Annotated in this window: 19 protein-coding genes and 1 tRNA gene; 6 read left to right on the top strand and 14 right to left on the bottom strand. The window is 60.2% G+C overall.

Annotated elements, in window-relative coordinates:
* Positions 1-11: 11 nt before the first annotated feature.
* From EDE09_RS24755 to EDE09_RS24740, 4 genes are all read right to left on the bottom strand, one after another.
* Positions 12-1,283: a hypothetical protein gene (locus EDE09_RS24755; RefSeq protein WP_105374286.1), complete on the bottom strand. Its 1,272-nt coding sequence runs from the start codon at positions 1,281-1,283 to the stop codon at positions 12-14.
* 130 nt (positions 1,284-1,413) lie between these two features.
* Complete coding sequence (locus tag EDE09_RS24750; protein ID WP_132413182.1) at positions 1,414-2,124, bottom strand: hypothetical protein; 711 nt, start codon at positions 2,122-2,124, stop codon at positions 1,414-1,416.
* A 98-nt stretch (positions 2,125-2,222) separates the two neighbouring features.
* A complete protein-coding gene (locus EDE09_RS24745; RefSeq protein ID WP_105374284.1) occupies positions 2,223-3,143 on the bottom strand; it encodes a DMT family transporter in 921 nt (306 codons plus the stop codon).
* A 116-nt stretch (positions 3,144-3,259) separates the two neighbouring features.
* Positions 3,260-3,344, bottom strand: a tRNA-Leu gene (locus EDE09_RS24740).
* A 175-nt stretch (positions 3,345-3,519) separates the two neighbouring features.
* On the opposite strand from EDE09_RS24740, the gene lipB reads away from it, so the two are divergent.
* Both lipB and EDE09_RS24730 read left to right on the top strand, forming a co-directional pair.
* On the top strand, positions 3,520-4,239 hold the full coding sequence (gene lipB, locus EDE09_RS24735; protein ID WP_105374283.1) for a lipoyl(octanoyl) transferase LipB: 720 nt from the start codon (positions 3,520-3,522) through the stop codon (positions 4,237-4,239).
* Between the two features lie 10 nt (positions 4,240-4,249).
* The gene (locus EDE09_RS24730; protein WP_105374282.1) at positions 4,250-4,672 is read left to right on the top strand and encodes an OsmC family protein; all 423 of its coding nucleotides are present in this window, start codon (positions 4,250-4,252) and stop codon (positions 4,670-4,672) included.
* Here EDE09_RS24730 and EDE09_RS24725 read toward each other — a convergent pair.
* The 3 genes from EDE09_RS24725 to EDE09_RS24715 all read right to left on the bottom strand — a co-directional run bounded on the left by EDE09_RS24725 (position 4,669) and on the right by EDE09_RS24715 (position 6,045).
* A complete protein-coding gene (locus tag EDE09_RS24725) occupies positions 4,669-5,166 on the bottom strand; it encodes a BON domain-containing protein (protein ID WP_157949101.1) in 498 nt (165 codons plus the stop codon). The two genes, EDE09_RS24730 and EDE09_RS24725, sit on opposite strands and share 4 nt — an antisense overlap.
* A 64-nt stretch (positions 5,167-5,230) precedes the next feature.
* Positions 5,231-5,488 (bottom strand): BON domain-containing protein, encoded by a 258-nt coding sequence (locus tag EDE09_RS24720; RefSeq protein WP_105374280.1) that lies wholly within the window; start codon positions 5,486-5,488, stop codon positions 5,231-5,233.
* Positions 5,489-5,553: 65 nt separating this feature from the next.
* Complete coding sequence (locus EDE09_RS24715) at positions 5,554-6,045, bottom strand: peptide deformylase (protein WP_105374279.1); 492 nt, start codon at positions 6,043-6,045, stop codon at positions 5,554-5,556.
* A gap of 202 nt (positions 6,046-6,247) precedes the next feature.
* Between EDE09_RS24715 and mgtE the strand changes: the two genes are divergently transcribed.
* Positions 6,248-7,663, top strand: a complete 1,416-nt coding sequence (mgtE, locus tag EDE09_RS24710; RefSeq protein ID WP_105374278.1) for a magnesium transporter — start codon at positions 6,248-6,250, stop codon at positions 7,661-7,663.
* A gap of 67 nt (positions 7,664-7,730) precedes the next feature.
* Positions 7,731-8,117 carry a MerR family DNA-binding transcriptional regulator gene (locus EDE09_RS24705; protein ID WP_105374277.1) on the top strand — a complete coding sequence of 129 codons (387 nt, stop codon included), beginning with the start codon at positions 7,731-7,733 and terminating at the stop codon, positions 8,115-8,117.
* 23 nt (positions 8,118-8,140) lie between these two features.
* On the opposite strand, the gene EDE09_RS24700 is transcribed toward EDE09_RS24705, so the two are convergent.
* Both EDE09_RS24700 and EDE09_RS24695 read right to left on the bottom strand, forming a co-directional pair.
* Positions 8,141-9,127, bottom strand: coding sequence for a DUF1624 domain-containing protein (locus EDE09_RS24700; protein ID WP_245422997.1), 987 nt, complete (start codon positions 9,125-9,127; stop codon positions 8,141-8,143).
* Positions 9,128-9,139: 12 nt separating this feature from the next.
* On the bottom strand, positions 9,140-9,841 hold the full coding sequence (locus EDE09_RS24695; protein WP_105374276.1) for a DUF599 family protein: 702 nt from the start codon (positions 9,839-9,841) through the stop codon (positions 9,140-9,142).
* 498 nt (positions 9,842-10,339) lie between these two features.
* Between EDE09_RS24695 and EDE09_RS24690 the strand changes: the two genes are divergently transcribed.
* Together EDE09_RS24690 and EDE09_RS24685 are read left to right on the top strand one after the other, a co-directional pair.
* On the top strand, positions 10,340-11,740 hold the full coding sequence (locus EDE09_RS24690; RefSeq protein WP_105374275.1) for an L-serine ammonia-lyase: 1,401 nt from the start codon (positions 10,340-10,342) through the stop codon (positions 11,738-11,740).
* Between the two features lie 70 nt (positions 11,741-11,810).
* Entirely contained in the window at positions 11,811-12,248 is a 438-nt protein-coding gene (locus EDE09_RS24685) for a DUF1489 family protein (protein WP_112803352.1), read from the top strand.
* Between the two features lies 1 nt (position 12,249).
* Here EDE09_RS24685 and EDE09_RS24680 read toward each other — a convergent pair whose 3' ends face one another.
* The 5 genes from EDE09_RS24680 to EDE09_RS24655 all read right to left on the bottom strand — a co-directional run bounded on the left by EDE09_RS24680 (position 12,250) and on the right by EDE09_RS24655 (position 17,281).
* Positions 12,250-12,519, bottom strand: a complete 270-nt coding sequence (locus tag EDE09_RS24680) for a hypothetical protein (RefSeq protein ID WP_112803350.1) — start codon at positions 12,517-12,519, stop codon at positions 12,250-12,252.
* A gap of 86 nt (positions 12,520-12,605) precedes the next feature.
* Positions 12,606-14,129: a D-alanyl-D-alanine carboxypeptidase gene (locus EDE09_RS24675; RefSeq protein ID WP_132413192.1), complete on the bottom strand. Its 1,524-nt coding sequence runs from the start codon at positions 14,127-14,129 to the stop codon at positions 12,606-12,608.
* Positions 14,130-14,270: 141 nt separating this feature from the next.
* The gene (locus EDE09_RS24670) at positions 14,271-15,002 is read right to left on the bottom strand and encodes a hypothetical protein (protein ID WP_112803346.1); all 732 of its coding nucleotides are present in this window, start codon (positions 15,000-15,002) and stop codon (positions 14,271-14,273) included.
* 545 nt (positions 15,003-15,547) lie between these two features.
* Positions 15,548-16,159: a transglutaminase-like cysteine peptidase gene (locus tag EDE09_RS24660; protein ID WP_105374271.1), complete on the bottom strand. Its 612-nt coding sequence runs from the start codon at positions 16,157-16,159 to the stop codon at positions 15,548-15,550.
* 510 nt (positions 16,160-16,669) lie between these two features.
* A complete protein-coding gene (locus EDE09_RS24655) occupies positions 16,670-17,281 on the bottom strand; it encodes a PilZ domain-containing protein (protein WP_112803343.1) in 612 nt (203 codons plus the stop codon).
* Between the last annotated feature and the right edge of the window lie 73 nt (positions 17,282-17,354).

The raw sequence follows: 17,354 nt of genomic DNA, 5'->3' as shown, positions 1-17,354 counted from the left end.
GGATCGCCGCTTCACCCGAACAGATGATCGCAGGCAAAGACCACGGCATAAGCATGGATAAAAAGCGCTGCATAGAGGCCAAGTCCCGCCATCAGCCGTTCGCCGGGATGCATCGGGTCAAGGCTCCTTCGCGGCTTGACGGCGCTGAAGCCCATGAGGCTGACGAGTGTGAAGACCGCCAGTGCGGCGATAAGTGCTGTTGCCGACATGCCGATGCTATAGCCGACCCACAACTGCAGCAGGGTCACTCCGAAACTGCCGGCGACAAGCAGGCGGCGGCTCGTGAAAATCTGGCGCAGAACCTGACCGCCGTCGAAGCGATACATAGGCAGCAGATTGAGGAGATTGAAGGCTCCGAGGATGAGGAGGAAAAGGAGTGCGAAGTCCCGGACGAGAGCTGGCAGGAAATTTGAGGCGGCGAGTTCGTAAGCGGAGACCAAAACCGGCACCAGGAAGGCAGACATGCCCGGCCCCATGAGCGCGCAAGTGGCGACCTCGAAGCGGCTGTTATAGGGGCGGCCGCCGATCGCAAGGCCGCCGAGCAGCGGCACGAAGATTATCCGCGCGCCCTGGTGGCCGAAGGCGCGATAGGCAAGCAAATGACCCATTTCGTGGAGCACGATAACCACGGTGAGCATGGTCGAGATCGTCAGGCCCGCCGCGCTGAGGCCGAAGAACGGCCAGAGCAGCAGCGTGGACAGGACGGCGAGACACACCTGAACGAGTGGGTGCTCGATTGCCAGGCCGCTCTTTTTATGACCGCCCTCCAGCCATCCGGTCAGAGACTGCAGGGTACGTCGAATCATGAAATAGCGAAACAGGTAGAGAGCCAAGCCACGATAAGTGTCTGTTTCGGCGAAGGTGACCGTAGCACCGCCGGGGGTGGCCGAAACGGATCTGTATTCCTCGAAATTCCGCCAGAAGGACACGTCTAGAGCACTGTCCTCGAGCACCCGGGCGCGGCTTTCGTAGCAGCCATGATCGGGGTCGAGGCGATCGTCGATCCGGAATATCCTGCGGATCGGATCGCCGTGGCGATCGGGGTGGGTGTAGGCGACCTCGATGCAGCCGGTCTGCGTTTTGTCCGCCTCGACCCAGAGGATCGCGGGATTCCAGCCTGTCGCTTCTCCGCCGGGTTTAACCGCCTGCCAGAGGCGTTCGGGAGCGATGGCGATGGAACGGCGCAACTCGATCCGGCGGCGGCCGAGCGGCGCCGCCATCAATAGCCAGATAAGGCCGAGATTGAGCGAAAGCAGCAGCGTGGCGGATAAAAGGGGCGGCATAGGCACCTCCGGCGCCGGCTCGGGTTTGGCCGGTCGTCCGAGGCAGCTTAACGGGATCCGTTTTCCGCGGGATTTAGCCAAATGCTAAAATCCGAGCGAGGCCGTGGGAATTGCGACGCAGGGCATGCGCTCAGGCGGCGAGTTCCTCGGAAGACGGATGTACGTCGTTGGTGACCAGCCAAGGAGCGGAACGGAGGGCGTGGCGCGGTCTGTCGAGGGTTACGATCGCGTCGATCATCTCGCGCCATGCAGGGTGATGGGCGGACGCACTTGCCAGCCCGTCGATCTCGCGCAGCACCACCACCTCGAGCGGCGAGAGCACCAGCCGGCCGCGCTCCACTGCGCTGCGCAGCACCCGCCAGATATAGGCAAGGTCGTGAGCCGCAATTCCCGGCGAGGCGGGGCGGATGGCATGATAGGCGCCGCGGGCATCTGCCTGCAGGGCGAGACGGATTTGGTCCAATGTGAAGGCCGACAGGCTTTCGGGAGCTTCGGGCGCGACCTCTATGACGTGAAGGAGAAGCTCCAGCTCGGCGGGTGAACGCACCACACAATCGTCAGCGATCGAGCGCATCAGCCAGCCGGCCTTGGCTTCGTCAACGACACCGCGCGGCACGCAGCCGTGAACGAGAAACATCGTCAGGCTCTCGACAAAATAGGCCACCCATTCGGGGCTGTGCTCGGGACAATGGTCGTTCAGCGCAAGAAGAGTGAGCGCATCATCAAACGAACCGATTCCTTCCGGGAACGTGTATCTGCGCAGCCTCAGAACGTCGTCGGCATCGATCCGACATTTCCCGGCGATCAGACATGCCGGAAAAGAAAAGCGGTACCCGCTCATCCCCCATCTCCGTTTCCTCATGAAACCAATCTGGGTCTTAGAGCGCGGAAGTTGAAGGTTCGAAAAGGAGTGGAGTTAATCGCTTCTCAAAGAGGCCTTCAAAGAGCTTCGGCCTGTTTCGATTTCGAACGCTCGCGCCAGATGATGAAAAGGCCGGAGGCGACGATGATCAGTATGCCAAGCCATTTGGACGCGGTCGGAAAATCGCCGAATAGGGCATAACCGAGCACGGTCGCCGAGATGATCTCGAAATACTGGAACGGCGCGAGCAGCGACAGCGGCGCCAGCCGGAAGGCCCGCACCACCAGCAGGTGCATGTAGCCGGAAATGGAGCCGAGCAGAATCAGCAGAAAAAGGCCCAGCCAGGAGGAGGGAAGTGAAGGGGTGAAATCGGCCGCGCCCATGCCGCTCCCCATCACCAGCGCCGCGCTCATGAACAAGGTGCCGCCGATGCCCGCCATGGTCTGCATGACGAGCGGCGAATCGGCATCGCCGATCGCACGGTTGAGGAACAGGTAGAGCGTAAAGAGAAAGGCGCAGGCTATCGGCAGCAGCGCCGTCCAGCCGAAGATCGCGTAACTCGGCTGGATGACGATCATGGCTCCACCGAAACCGACGAGGATCGCCAGCCACCGCCGCCAACCGACCTTCTCCCCCAAAAAGATCGCCGACATCATGGTGAGCATGAAGGGTTCGACGAAATAGATGGCGAACACGTCGGCGAGGGGCATGTATTTGACCGCGACGAAGAACATCAGGCTGGCACCAGCGTGCAGCACGCCGCGCAGCAGGTTCATCCATGGCCTTTGCGCCCTGAACACTGCGGCTCCTGTAAAGAAGACGAGCGGCAATACACAGAGGAGCTGGAACAAGAACCGATAGAAGGTCACCTGTCCCGGAGACATCGATTCGAACGTCGCCATGTATTTGGCGATCGCATCCATCAACGGCAGGATGAACATGCAGACGGCCATGATGGCCATGCCCTTCACGGGATTTTCAGATGCGGAGGAGGGCATGCCGGACGCTTTCGAAGAGGGAAAGTTCTTCAATCACAGCCATTCGGAGGGTTCAAGCCGGGGATGAGCCAGGCATGGGCCAGACAACAAAAAACCCGGCCGGAGCCGGGTTGATTTGGTGCGGTCGAGAAGACTCGAACTTCCACGTCTTGCGACACAGCGACCTCAACGCTGCGCGTCTACCAATTCCGCCACGACCGCATCGTGGTAGGTGCCGATTTGCGCCGGCGGGGCTGCATGTAGCAAAAGCATCTGGGGTGCACAAGTGCGCCGTGACAGATTTTTGAAGGATAAAAATCGCCTGTGGAAATGCCTATATGAAAACGGCCGAAAAGCCCCGCTTGCCGCATCCCTTCGATATTGTAAGAAGACTTTCATGTTGACCCGCACCGATCTCGATCTTTCCATGATGCCCCAGCCCGGTTCACCGCCGGTGCGCTGGCGCATCTCCGATGGCCTCGTGCCCTATGAAGAGGCGATCAGGCAGATGGAGGACGAGGTGGCGGCGATCGCCGACGGACGTGCCGACGAGCTTGTCTGGCTGCTCGAACACCCGCCGCTCTATACAGCCGGTACAAGCGCCGATTCCGCCGACCTGATCGAGCCTGATCGCTTTCCCGTCTTCGCGACGGGCCGGGGCGGCGAATATACCTATCACGGGCCCGGGCAGCGGGTCGCGTATGTGATGCTCGACCTCAAGCGGCGCCGACAGGATGTGCGCGCTTATGTGGGAGCGCTCGAAGAGGTGGTGATCCGCACGCTGGACCTGATGAACGTGCGCGGAGAGCGGCGCGAGGACAGGGTGGGGGTCTGGGTGCGGCGACCGGAAAAGCCGCCGTTGCCGGATGGAAGCATGGCCGAAGACAAGATCGCGGCTCTCGGCATCCGCCTGCGGCGCTGGGTCAGTTTCCACGGCCTGTCGCTCAACGTTGACCCCGATCTCTCCCACTTTACGGGAATCGTGCCCTGCGGAATCAGCACCTACGGCGTCACGAGCCTTGTCGATCTCGGTTTGCCGGTGATGATGGCGGATGTGGATATGCGCCTGCGAGAAGCTTTCGAAAGCATCTTTGGCCCGACGGTATCCGAAAACTGAAAGGGCAAGCATGGTAGACATCAAGGTCAAGGCCCGGCCGATCGGCGCCAAAGCAGTTCTCGGACGTATCGGTCACCCGCAGGTGACAAGCGAGACGGCGGGCGGGCTGGAGGTTGTCACCGGCGCCTCCGAACCCGGCTTCAATCCGCTGGACCTGATGTTTGCTTCGCTCGCCTCCTGCCTCGTCCTGAGCGGGCGGATCGCTGCAAGCAAGCTCGGCATCCTCGATAGGCTCGCCGAGGTCAGGGCGCATGTGACCGGCGAGAAAGCCCATGAAGGGCCTTCCCGTATCATCCGCTTCGCCGTGAGCCTGGAAGTTGACGGGGACCTGACGGACAGTCAGAAAGCCGAGATCGCCCATATGGCGGAGGAGATCTGCACGGTCAGCAATACGCTGAAAGGATCGCCCGAGTTCTCGATCGAAACCGCCTAATCGTCATCCGGAATCCGGCTGTCGACACCCGCGAGCCTGAGATTGTTCACAACCTGCCGAACGCCTGCGATTGTCTGGATGTGACGGCCGATCTTGCGGGACGTGGCCGCATCGTCCACCACGCCTTCAAGGGTCACCACACCGCCGTCCACATGAACGTCGACCGCCTCCATAGGCACGATGTCAAGGCTTTCGATTGAATCGGTAACCCGTTCTTCGAGATCATCCGACTCTTCCAGCCCTTCCGTACCTGGGGAGGTACTATCGACGACACGTTCCTCCAATCCGTCAAAATCAGCCTCGTCCACCCGATATCCGCGATTGCGGCCGCTATCGAAGTTGGCCTTCGGATCACCATAAGCGGCGTTGTCGACAGGACGTGCACCGGCACCGGCCGCATCGTCGTAGGGCCAGCCCTCATCGATATTGCGGTCGTCATAATCGCGAAAATCCTCTTCGCGGGAAATGTCATCGGCCTTCCTCTTGGATGGCATGGGGCTCTCCTGTCCGTTCAACATGGAACCCGGCGCACCAGCCGATGCGCCGGGTAGATTAGCCTCAATGGCTCGTGGATGTGCCATTCTTGTTACCCGTCAGGGTCAGATGGCTTTCGACATCATGCACGCCATCCACGGTTTCCGCGCTCAGCACCGCTTTGCGGGCTGAAAACACGGTATCGACAGAACCTTCGAGGACTATCTTCGTTCCCTCGGCATGCGGTTCTATCGCCGAGGCGTCGACATCCGGTAGACCAGCCAGACGTTCGGCGACCTTCCGCTCGAGTTCAACCCCACTTTTTACTTGAGATCCGTTCATCGTTGTCGCTCCTCATGGCTTGCGAGCGAAAAACGACCGAAGGGAGTTTTTGTTCGGCTTATCGGCTAAGTTCCTTTTTCCCACTTGCGGGTGAGGCGGTCGCGTTTTAGCCGGGAAAGGCGCTTCAGCCAGAAAATACCGTCGAGCTGATCAATTTCGTGCTGCATACAGATGGCGTAAAAATCTTCAGCGTCCTCCTCGTGGCGGGTGCCGTCGAGATCCTGATAGCGGAAACGGATTTTTCTCGGCCTCTCGACCTCATCAGTAGCGCCAGGCATGGAGACACTGCCTTCCATGTGGCGCATGGTTTCTGCGGAGAAGGAAAGAACCTCTGGGTTGACGTAGAAGCGTGGACCAAGCTCCCGGGATAGCTCCAACACCACGAGACGCGTCAACACCCCGACATGTGCGGCGGTTATGCCGACGCCGGGGGCCGCGCGCATGGTGTCGAGAAGATCGCGGGCGAGGGTTCGGAGCTGATCGTCAAAGACGGTGACCGGTGCACAGGGTTTCGAAAGGCCCGGATCCGGATATCTGAGAATGGGACGAAGGGTCATGATAATTCCTCTCGCCGGTAGAGCGACATTGCATGCGCCTTTGCGGTATCCTTTTGCCATGCAGACTGGACCCGGGCGACCATTTGTTCTAGCAGGAAAACGAGTGGCTGGGGCAGTGGCTCCGGATCGAGCTATCCGGTTGTTGACAATATGCTTTTAGCCGCCATTCTCCTTACGTCGATTACAGCAGCGAGGGCGGCAGATGAGCGATATCGGCGAAGATGACCGCCTGCGCACCAAGACCGACGAAGCAGGTGGCGACATCTATTCCGAGGACGGCTCCATCCGCGCCGATTTTCTGGCCATGGTCGGTGCCGCGATCGCCGATCGTGACGTACTTTTCCTGCGCCAGCACGTCGCACGGCTGCACGAATCGGAACTCGGCGACCTCCTTGAGGCCATACTGCCGGACCAGCGCCTTGCACTCGTCAAATTGCTCGGCGATCACTTCGACCTGACCGCACTGACCGAGGTTGACGAAGCGATCCGCATGGAGATCGTCGACCAGATGCCGAATGCGCAGATTGCCGCGGCGATCGGCGATCTCGATTCGGACGACGCGGTCTACATCCTTGAAGACCTCAACCAGGAGGACCGGGAAGAGATTCTCGCGCAGCTGCCGTTTACCGAACGGGTGAGGCTGCGCAGGGCACTGGACTATCCCGAACAATCGGCCGGCCGGCGCATGCAGACGGAATTCGTCGCCGTGCCGCCGTTCTGGACCGTGGGTCAGACGATCGACTACATGCGCGACGAGGAGGACCTGCCGGAGAGCTTCACGCAGATCTTCGTCATCGATCCGACGTTCAAACTGCTCGGCGTCGTCGACCTCGACAAGATCCTGCGCACCAAACGGCAGGTGAAGGTCGAGACGATCATGCGGGAGACGAATTATCCGATTCCCGCCGACATGGACCAGGAGGAGGCCGCCCAGCTCTTCGAACAGTACGACCTCCTGTCGGCAGCGGTGGTTGACGAGAACGGCCGGCTTGTCGGCGTGCTCACCATCGACGACGTGGTCGACGTGATCCAGGAGGAGGCGGAAGAAGACATCATGCGCCTCTCGGGCGTCGGCGATGAAGAACTCTCCGACTCGGTGACGCAAACTTCCCGGTCCCGCGTGCCGTGGCTGCTCATCAATCTCTTCACTGCCTTTATTTCGGCCTCCGTCATCTCGCTTTTCGAGGCAACCATCGAGGAAGTGGTGGCACTGGCGATCCTGATGCCGATCGTGGCCGGCATGGGGGGAAATGCGGGATCCCAGACGATGACCGTGACGGTGCGGGCTCTCGCCACCCGCAATCTCGACATCCACAACGCCTGGCGCGTTGCCCGCCGCGAGGCCGGCGTGGGGCTCATCAACGGCGTCGTAATCGGCTGCCTCGTCGGCATTGTAGCCGGCCTGTGGTTCCACGACGTCAATATCGGCGGGCTGATAGCCACCGCCATGCTGATCAACATGTTTGCGGCTGCCATGGCCGGCATCATGATTCCGCTGGTCCTCGACCGGGCAGGCGCCGACCCCGCGGTATCCTCGGCAGTCTTCGTCACGGCGATCACCGATACCACGGGCTTTTTCTCGTTTCTCGGCCTGGCAACGCTGTGGCTGCTCGGCTGAGCGCGGCAAAAATTGACTGTTACGTAAAAGTCAATTATTTTCGCCCGACGAGTAGCAGGATGGGATCGTGAACAAATATTATAGCATAACGGAGCTGACGCGCGAATTCGGGGTTTCTACCCGCACGCTTCGTTTCTACGAGGACGAGGGTCTTCTCCAGCCCGAACGGCGGGGCCGCACGCGGCTTTTCCGCGCGGCAGACCGAAGGCTGCTCCAAGAAATCCTGCGCGGGCGCCGGATCGGCTTCACGATCGCCGAGATCCGAGAGATCATCAAGGTCTACAAGGAGCCGCCGGGCGAACTTGGTCAGCTCAAGCTGATGATGAAGCGCATTGACGAGAAGCGCGAAGAGCTTCGCCAGAAACGCAAGGACATCGACGAGACCCTCGACGAGCTCAACAATGCGGAAGAAGCCTGCCTGACGCGGCTCGCCGAAATCGGTGTCGGGACCTGACCGATCATTGACCCTTTCGACCGCTATTGCGCCTCGATCGAGCATTGCTGCGCGAGCGACTGGACGCGGTCATCCTGGGGCGACACCTGGCCAGACTGCAGCGGGACGAGCAGCGATTGTGAGATCAGCCGGTGCGCGGTGCAACCGCAGAAGCGCTGGCAGAGACCGGGATCGTTGTTTTCGCCGCGGCATGCCGTCTCGCAGCTGAGCATATAACCGACGCGGGGATCCGGTGGCGGCGCGGGCTGCACCAGCGAGAACAGATAGACCGCGGAGATCAGCAGCGGCTGGTGTACCAGATAGACGACCAGGCTGTGCCGGCCGGCTTTCGAAAGAAGGTTCGGCGCGGCCTGTAGTGCGGCAAGGCGCGGTAGCCAATTTCTTGAAACGGCAAGCCGTGCCGTGGCAATGCCGGCCAGCAAGGCGGCGATCCAGGGAAACAGCGGCACGTAGTCATTCGAGCGCGGCGGTATTTCCGCAAAACCCAGCCAGGCGAGCAACCGGATGTTGAAAGCGCTGGAATCGAGTATTCCGGGCATCAGGCCGTAGTTGACGATCATTGCGGCGACGATCGCCACCACCGCACCGGCGGTGAAAAGGACGGGCAAGCGTAGGAAGGCAAGACCGATCAGGCTCGATAGAGCAATATTGTGCAGGATGCCGAAATAGATCCATCCATTCGCGAAGGCGATCCGTGTGGCAAGGCTGATGGCCAATGCCGCCCCGGCAACGACAGCAAAACGGTACCAGAACGAGCGCCAGCGGATCTGAGGGAAATGCGCAAGAACGAGACTGACGCCGGCCAGGAACAGGAAGGAGCTCGCGATCACGCGGGCATAGATGCGGAAGAACCCTTGCGTTGCGGTGCCGGGCTCCAGATAGCCGAAAAATTCTAGGTCCCAGCTGAAATGATAGGTCGCCATGGCGACGAGAGCGACGCCGCGCAGCGTATCGATAAGCGTAATGCGGGGTGCGCGCAGCCCGGGGCCGGGATTTTCTGCAACGGTCACTGACGGCCTTTCTCAGTTACTGCGGATCTCGTCCATGATCGCCAGCCGCGCTTCGGAGAAATATTGGCGACGAGCGAGCACGAAGATGACGAACAGGGTCATCGCCATGAACATATAGGGCCCGGCAAACCAACCGAGATAACCCACCGACAAAAACAGCGCCCTGAGCCCGGCATTGAAATGTTTCGCGGCGATGGTGTTCATGCGCACCACCTGATCGGCGGCACGTTCGGCAGCCGCCCGATCGATGTTGGTGTCGTGCATCATCGGCAGCGCGCCGAACAGGATGGTGCAGTAGTTGAAGAGCCGATACGACCAGCCGAACTTGAAAAAGGCGTAGCCGAACAGGAATGTCAGCCCTGCCACCTTAACCTCGAAAGCGGTGCGTCCGCCGTAAGCGACCAGCGGCAGGCTGCCGAATACGGCTTCGACCTGATCCGTCGCTCCCAGCAGCGCGAAACAGCCGCCGATCGCGAAGATCGAGGTCGAGGCGAAAAAGGCGGTGCCATTCTGCAGGCCGGCCATGATCTGAGTGTCGATCATCTTCAGGTCGCGGCGCAAGGAATTGTAGATCCAGCGTTTGCGTCGTTCGGCCATGGCGCGATTGAGGCTGGAGCGCGGGAAGAAGCGGGCGCCGGCACCGGCGGTGATCCAGGAATATAGGGCCCAGAGAAGAGCAAAGAGGGCAAGCGCGATGTAGTCAGCTGTCGTCATGGTGCTCACCGGATGGGGAATCAGTCCATGTTTCCGTCATGCGTTGTTTCCGGCCTATCGGCAAGAGCGGCGGAACCTGGGAAGGTTCTGTGGGTTAATTCCGATAAAGCTGTGACCGGCGCCATTTTTCCGCCATCTTCCTTTTGCGAAAGCGGGCGGAGTTTAATAAACGATTAGCCATGACGGTCCGCTGAGGACTTTAAAATGCGGCAATCCAACGGAGACCAAATGGAAGAAACTGTAGAGAAATCCTGCTGGGGCGTGACCATCAAGGCGCTGGCGGGGTTTGCGGGCGCTTTGGCTCTTGCCTACCTGTTCGGCGCTATCTGATCTTTCGCCCATAAATCCGATTTTCCATTCACTCGGCGTGGTATTCAAACCACGCCGTTTCTATTTGTGCTATGTCGCGGCCGTCAAAAGGGATGTCGGGCAGTCGCCGAAGAAGCCGCCACGCCTGACATAGACTCGGGCCATAACCGTATCAGTGCCGGGATCGCCATGTTTCTTTCTGTATTCGACGTCTTCAAGATCGGTATCGGCCCATCCAGCTCGCATACGATGGGGCCGATGTCGGCCGCAAACCGTTTCCTCGCTCTTATCCTTTCCAACGATTGGCCGAGGCCGATGGGAGCGCATGTCGGAGCGCTGAAAGTCAGTCTGCATGGTTCGCTGGCTTTTACCGGAATTGGTCACGGAACGGGCAGGGCGGTGATCCTCGGGCTGATGGGCGAAGAGCCGGCGAGCGTGGATCCGGACCGCATGGACGAGATCATCGCCGAGGTCGAACGGACCGGTCGCGTGACGCCGCCAGATCATCCGGCCTACGAGTTCCAGCCAAAGACTGACCTGATCTTCGACAAGAAGCAGCCGTTGCCCGGCCACGCCAACGGCATGAGCTTTTCGGCTTTCGATCGGGACGGGCGCCTGCTCCTCAAGCGCATCTATTATTCGATCGGCGGTGGCTTCGTGGTGACCGACACCGAACTGGAAGCGATGCGGACCTCTAAGAAGGCGTCCAGTGATGCCCGTGTCCCCTATCCCTTCTCCACGGCAAAACAGATGCTCGACATGGCGCGCGGCTCGGGCCTGACGATCGCTCAGATGAAGCGAGCCAATGAAGAGACCAAGATGAGCGCGGCTGAGCTCGACGCCGGCCTCGATGGCATATGGAATGCGATGAGCAGTTGCATCGACCGCGGCCTCAAGGTCGACGGCATCATGCCCGGCGGATTGAAGGTGAAGCGGCGGGCACGCGCCATCCACGACAAGCTGAACGAAGAATGGCGCAGCAACCGGCTGAATCCGGTGCTCGCGAACGATTGGCTGAGCGTCTATGCCATGGCCGTCAACGAGGAGAATGCCGGCGGTGGCCGCGTCGTCACGGCACCCACGAACGGCGCCGCGGGCGTCATCCCGGCGGCGGTTAGATATTATCTGCATTTCCACGAGGATGCGACGCAGGAGGATATCCGCAATTTCCTGCTGACGGCGGCGGCCGTCGGCGGCATCATCAAGCACAATGCCTCGATCTCGGGCGCCGAGGTCGGCTGTCAGGGCGAGGTGGGATCTGCCGCAGCCATGGCCGCGGCAGGGCTTGCCGCCGTCATGGGCGGATCGCCGGAGCAGATCGAAAACGCCGCGGAAATCGCCCTCGAACATCATCTCGGCATGACATGCGATCCCGTTGCGGGCCTCGTCCAGGTTCCCTGCATCGAGCGCAACGCTCTGGGAGCGGTAAAGGCCGTTACCGCCGCATCGCTGGCAATCAAGGGCGACGGCACCCATTTCGTGCCGCTCGATGCCTGTATCGAGACGATGCGCCAGACCGGAAACGACATGAGCGAAAAATATAAAGAGACGTCGACAGGCGGCCTCGCCGTCAACGTGGTGGAGTGCTGAGCCGTTTCGCCGCTGTGGAGTGATCGAGCAAACGCTTGACCCGGTGCCCGGATGGGTTTTCAACGGAACCATGGCTCTTCATCTCATCAAACTCTGCGTCGGCGCGGATTCGATCCAGGACCTTCGGGACTGGGTAGCGGAGCGTTCGCTCAATGCGATCGCGGCCGGGCTCGAACCGCACAGCGTCCACACCACGCGAATGGTACCGAAGCGCGTCGAGGAGCTTCTGGAGGACGGTTCGCTCTATTGGGTGATCAAGGGGCAGGTGGCGGCCCGGCAGAAGCTTCTGGGGATAGAGACGTTTACCGGCGGCGACGGCATCCAGCGCTGTCACCTGGTTCTCGGCCCGGAAGTGATTGAGACCGCGCCGCAGCCGAAACGCCCATTCCAGGGCTGGCGCTATCTAAAAGCAGAAGAAGCGCCGCGTGACCTCGGTGGATTGGGCGAGGGCGTCGCGGCGCTTCCTGAAGACCTTCGGCGGGAACTCGCCGAACTCGGACTGCTCTAAATCAACGGATCTTGAGGCGGATCGGCGCCCGGCCGGACCGCATGCCGATATGAAGATGGATATTGGCTTCCGGTTGAGAGTGACGCCAGGCGCGGGCGCCGTGGCTCAATAACATCGCAACCAGATCGCGGGTCTTTTCCTTGGAGCGGCTCAGGCCGACGCCTGCCAGCCGCATGGCGGCTTCGTGGAGAGGGTTGAGGGCGACGCCCCTTGCTTTGGTCTTGGATGCGGGCTTGAAGACAAACTCCGCGCTGTTTTCATTCATTCCCATCGGAAACCCCGTTTACGCATTACTTTTCGAGATTCCACCGCGCCGATATCTCGGCGCGGCCACTTTCCTTTTTCGGTAGCCGCCGCTCACTGGAGCGACGCCCAGCAGCTGATGCCCTTCTTCTTCAGTACGTTGCAGGCATCGACGGCCTTCTTCTGGTCATCGAAGCCGCCGAAGCGGGCTCGGTAGATCTGTTCGCCGTTGTTGCTGTGGGCGACAGTGAAAGGTTTGGCGGAACGCAATACCTTGCCGCCTTTATCCTGCGCATTCTGCAGGAGATCCTGAGCCATCTTCTGATTGGGCGAAGCGCCAATCTGGATAACCCAACCGCTCGGCCCGGAGGACTGGCTTTCCTTCACGGAAGCCTTGGTCGACGAGGTCGTAACTTCATCGACGTTCGGCTTTGGCGACCGGAGCAGGGCGACCTCTTCCTTGCGCTCCGGAATGAATTCCGGGGCCGGAGTGGGTACGGCTGCGGCGCTCGCCATTGCGGTATTCATGGCCTGGGTGATGACTTTCTTCTCGGCCGGTTCCGCCGCATAGGCAACGGCAGACGGCGAAGCGGCTGTGGGCTGTTCGTTATAACGAGCGCCCGGCTTCGGACCGCTGTTCGGCAGGTCGAGGGCAGCCATCTGACGCGCATCGGACGGAGCTGCAGCCGGCGTCGACTTGACAGGAGCCGCCGGCGTCGGCGCAATGGGAGCGGCCTGGGCGATCAGGTTCGAATTGCCGCCGCGGGAAGCCTTCGGCAGGTATTCGGCAACCAGTTGGCGCATGGTTGCGTCACGGGCAGCGCTCGAGCGGCCACCGAGAACCACCGCGACGATCGAACGTCCGTCAAGCTGGGCGGATGTCGCGAGATTGCTGCCGGCGGCGCGAGTGTAGCCGGTCTTGATGCCGTCGACACCTCTCACATTACCAACGAGGCGGTTGTGATTGCCGATCACCTGCTTGCCGAAATTAAACGTGCGGATCGAGAAGTAGCCGTAATATTGCGGAAAGTGCTGACGGAGGGCCATGCCGAGGCGGGCCTGGTCGCGCGCGGTCGTCATCTGGGCCGTATTGGGCAGGCCATGAGCATTGCGGTAGGTCGTCCGCGTCATGCCGAGTGCGCGCGCCTTGCTGGTCATCATCTGAGCAAACCGGTCTTCGGATCCGCCAAGGAATTCGCCGAGCGCTGTTGCTATGTCGTTTGCCGAGCGTGTCACAAGAGCCCGGATAGCCTGGTCTACCGTCACGGAGCCACCGGCGCGGACGCCAAGCTTGGAGGGAGGCTCTGCGGCTGCGTTGGTCGAGACCGGCACGCTCGAGTCGAGGCTGATACGGCCGGCTTCGAGCGCTTCAAAGGTCAGATAAAGCGTCATCATCTTGGTCAGCGAGGCGGGATAGCGAAGACCATCGGGATCCTCGCCATAGAGAACCTTGCCGGTCTTTGCGTCGACGACGATGCCGGCATATTTCGGGGCCGCCTCTGCAGGCGCCGCAAGGATCGAAACCGCCAGGACCAAGGTGAATAAATATCCGAGAACCCGTCCCGGAACCGTAACGCCATCCTTGGGGAAGGATGCTGAAAACATTGCTTTCGACACTGCCGCACTCATCGCTTGCATCAACTTTGCCACGTCCGGACGCTCCCCCGTCGCAGCCGTTGCCGACACTCTAGGAGAACAGCGTTACCAAGAGGTTTATGATGAACAGCAGCTTGCCTCGATGTGCTGCATTTTAGACATCAACCCGTCCGTCCGTGGCGGCTATTTCGCCAGCCGGTTTTCGACAAAAAGCCGAACTGCGGCATCAATATGTTGCCAATCCTTCAAAAGCACGCTGGAGAAGCGATAAAGGACCGTTAGATCCTGGCCGATGTGGATATCCCGCTGACAGTCTCCGCTGGTTGGCTGCTCGCCGGCGCCAGGCAGGAGGCAGCGGACCACGTAGTCAGGCGAATCGGGGCGCTGCGCCGACAGGATGATTTCCTTTCCATAGCCGGAATCAGACCGCAGCCGGTGGATGGTCAACCCGAACTTCGCAGGCTGCGGATCTCCGTCGAAGAGCTTCGAATAGATTGGCTCCAAGCGGCCGGACATGTCGCGCGACATGGTGCTTTGTGAAATCTGCAGGAAAATCAAATTTGAAGACTGGGCAATGTCATCGAAGCGGGCGCGCAGCGCGGAACTGTAACCTTGCTGTTCCGGCCAGGTGAAGTAGATGTCGACACGCTCGGTCACGCCGTTGCGGCGCTGGTCGCGGAAGCGGATCATATTGGCAGGAAGACGGAGTTTGTCCTGACCGATCTGGATCAGGAACTCCTCGGTACTATCGGTGTGACCAGCAAGCGCGATCCTTTCGCCGAACCAGCGGCCGCCAATGCTGACCGCCAATGTCAAAGCAGCGAGGAGCGCGACGATTGCCGTCAAGCGGTAGAGAAACCGGTTCGAGATCAGCGGCATTTCTTCAGTCGTAGCATCGGGGGCTGAACCTGCCATGACGTGCGCTCCATGTTCACGAAAGAAATTCGCCATGCACCGGAATGAGACGGAGACCAGGGATACGGAACGCGGTCCGGCGATTGCGCGTCAGTCTGGAATTTCATCCTTAATGTGGCGTTAACGGCTGGTCGGCGCCGGCAGGGAGGAACAGGTGCAGCTGTTTTTGCGGAATCAATGTCGTCTCGATTTCCGTTACCGATCTCGGCAGGGCGCGGCTCTTCTGCGGGGAGACACTTGGGCGGGGGGAGCCTCTATGCGACCTTCCGGAGGAAGGTTGGCTGGAATTTTCCACACGAGGACCGGGCGGCAATATGGCCGTGACGCCGGCAGCGTCGGATTTGGAGCCATCGGCGGGGGACGACGGTGGTTCTCAACGTGAAAACTGTTACGCCGCAGTTGACGATTTGCGATGCCGCGGCATCGCCTGCGGGGAACCGGTCGTCTTCGACGGTCATGTGGTGTTTGCGAGCTTCCACGACCCGTTCGGCGAGCGCCTTCAGATGTGCAGCGATCTTCCCTAAGGCGCTTTTTCGCACTCGATATTATTGGCCGACCGAGCCCACCGCCGTAGTGCGTCCATCCTGAAGCTTGACCCAGCGGGACGGATCGTCGGAAGCCTGGCGCTTCAGAAAGGTATATTCCGTGTCGGACCAGAGCATGACCTTGTTGCGCATGTTGTCGAGCACGAAATCGCCGTGGTCGGTACGGACCGTAAGGACCGCATGTCCTTCGCCGTTCGGCTGAAGCACCACGGTGATCAGCAGGTCGGAGGGATCGACGCCCTTTTTGATCAGCATCTTGCGCTTCAGCAGAACAAAATCTTCGCAGTCGCCGACGGTACGGGGATAGGCCCAGCGTTCCTCGACCCCGTAGATGTCCTGGTCAGTCATCGGCGTGATCGAGGAGTTGACGGTGTAATTGACGTCCAGGATGGTCTTCCACTTGTCCTCAGTGAGCGTGAGAGGACCGGCATCCTGGTAGGTGGCCTCACATTCGCTCGCATAGGTCTTGCAAAATTCATAGTGGCCAACCGGCGGATTGGCCTGACTGATGACGCGCATGGAGCCGGCGGAAATTGCGTGGCTGCTGCCGGCGGTAAAGATTGCTGCGAATGCGGTGATGGCGGCGAGGCCCAGTCCCTTGCTGAATTTCATTTTTATGTCTCCCCGTTGTGGGAAGAACACTGACACAGAGGGTTTGATCGACGGCAAAATACCGAAGTAAAATCAAACGCTTATTTGAATCGATTTCGCCTAAAATGCTGCTCGAATTTGATTCAAATTCTAACTATTCCGGCGAGCAACTGGTGAGAGGGCTTAATGCGGAGCATTGCCGCGACAATCGGCGTCGTGGGATAAGTTCTTTGACCGAAAAGGCTTTTCGAGGGGATTGAGGGTCATCACCCGCCGGACCGAGTGAAGCGCGGGAACGGTTAAATTAACCAAAGAACTCCGGCGGTCTCACCGATGGACGAGCCGGAAGAGCTTCGAACTCCCAAATCCGGGGCCATAGGCCTCAGAAAAAAAGTGCCAAAAGGGCACATTTTTTGATGAGGAGCAGATGGCGAGGGGGAAACGATCCCGCATCGCGCCATTGTCGCCGCTGTTGGCGAACGGGGGACGGCTCTTAGTGCGGGATTGGAAGGTAGAAAAGCGCCCTGCGGCTCAAAGAAATTCGGTTAGCGCTTCGCGGGACTGGACCGAATTGAATTCGATCGCGACGCCTTCCATGAAATGACGGACGACACGGCCGCGCATGCTCCCGAGGCGAACGGGCGTGCCGATCGACGGACGAACCTCGACGTCGACCGCCGCGCCCGAGAGCGAAAGGTCCATGATGCGGCAGTCATAACGGCGACCGTCATCGAGCGTGATTTCGGCACGGGTGTTGCGCGGTGCCAGACGATCATGGCGGCGATCTTCCGGCAAACCGAGTTCGTGCTTGTTGGCGATCCAGGTGAGCTGGGCGGCAAGTTTTTCGCGCTTGCGGTCGGTAGCGTTGATCGACATCGCAAAACCGTCGTCCGACACGCTGAGGACAGTGCCTTCCAGTCGGCCGATATGGTCGAGATAGGCGATCACGCGCTCACCCACGAGAGGCCGACCAAAACAGGCAAAGGTTACGTCGCCCGGGGACATATCCACGACGCTGCAGGGAAATTCCTCATGCGTCGCCAGCATCAGTCGCCCCGCGACATTGACCGACACGCGCTGAAACGTCCGCTGGGCGGGAACGGCCTGTTTGGCTGGGGGCGGGGCCGACTGAAATGAATACATCTGAAAGAGCTTTTCTCGTCGAGAGTGTACCTGAGATTGATAGCGCACCGCGGTTAACAGAATCTTTTATCCG

The sequence above is a fragment of the Neorhizobium sp. S3-V5DH genome (genome assembly GCF_004343065.1).
GTDB lineage: Bacteria > Pseudomonadota > Alphaproteobacteria > Rhizobiales > Rhizobiaceae > Neorhizobium > Neorhizobium huautlense.
Note: the sequence above shows the minus strand (reverse complement) of the source record. Positions and strands in the feature narration are given on the sequence as shown.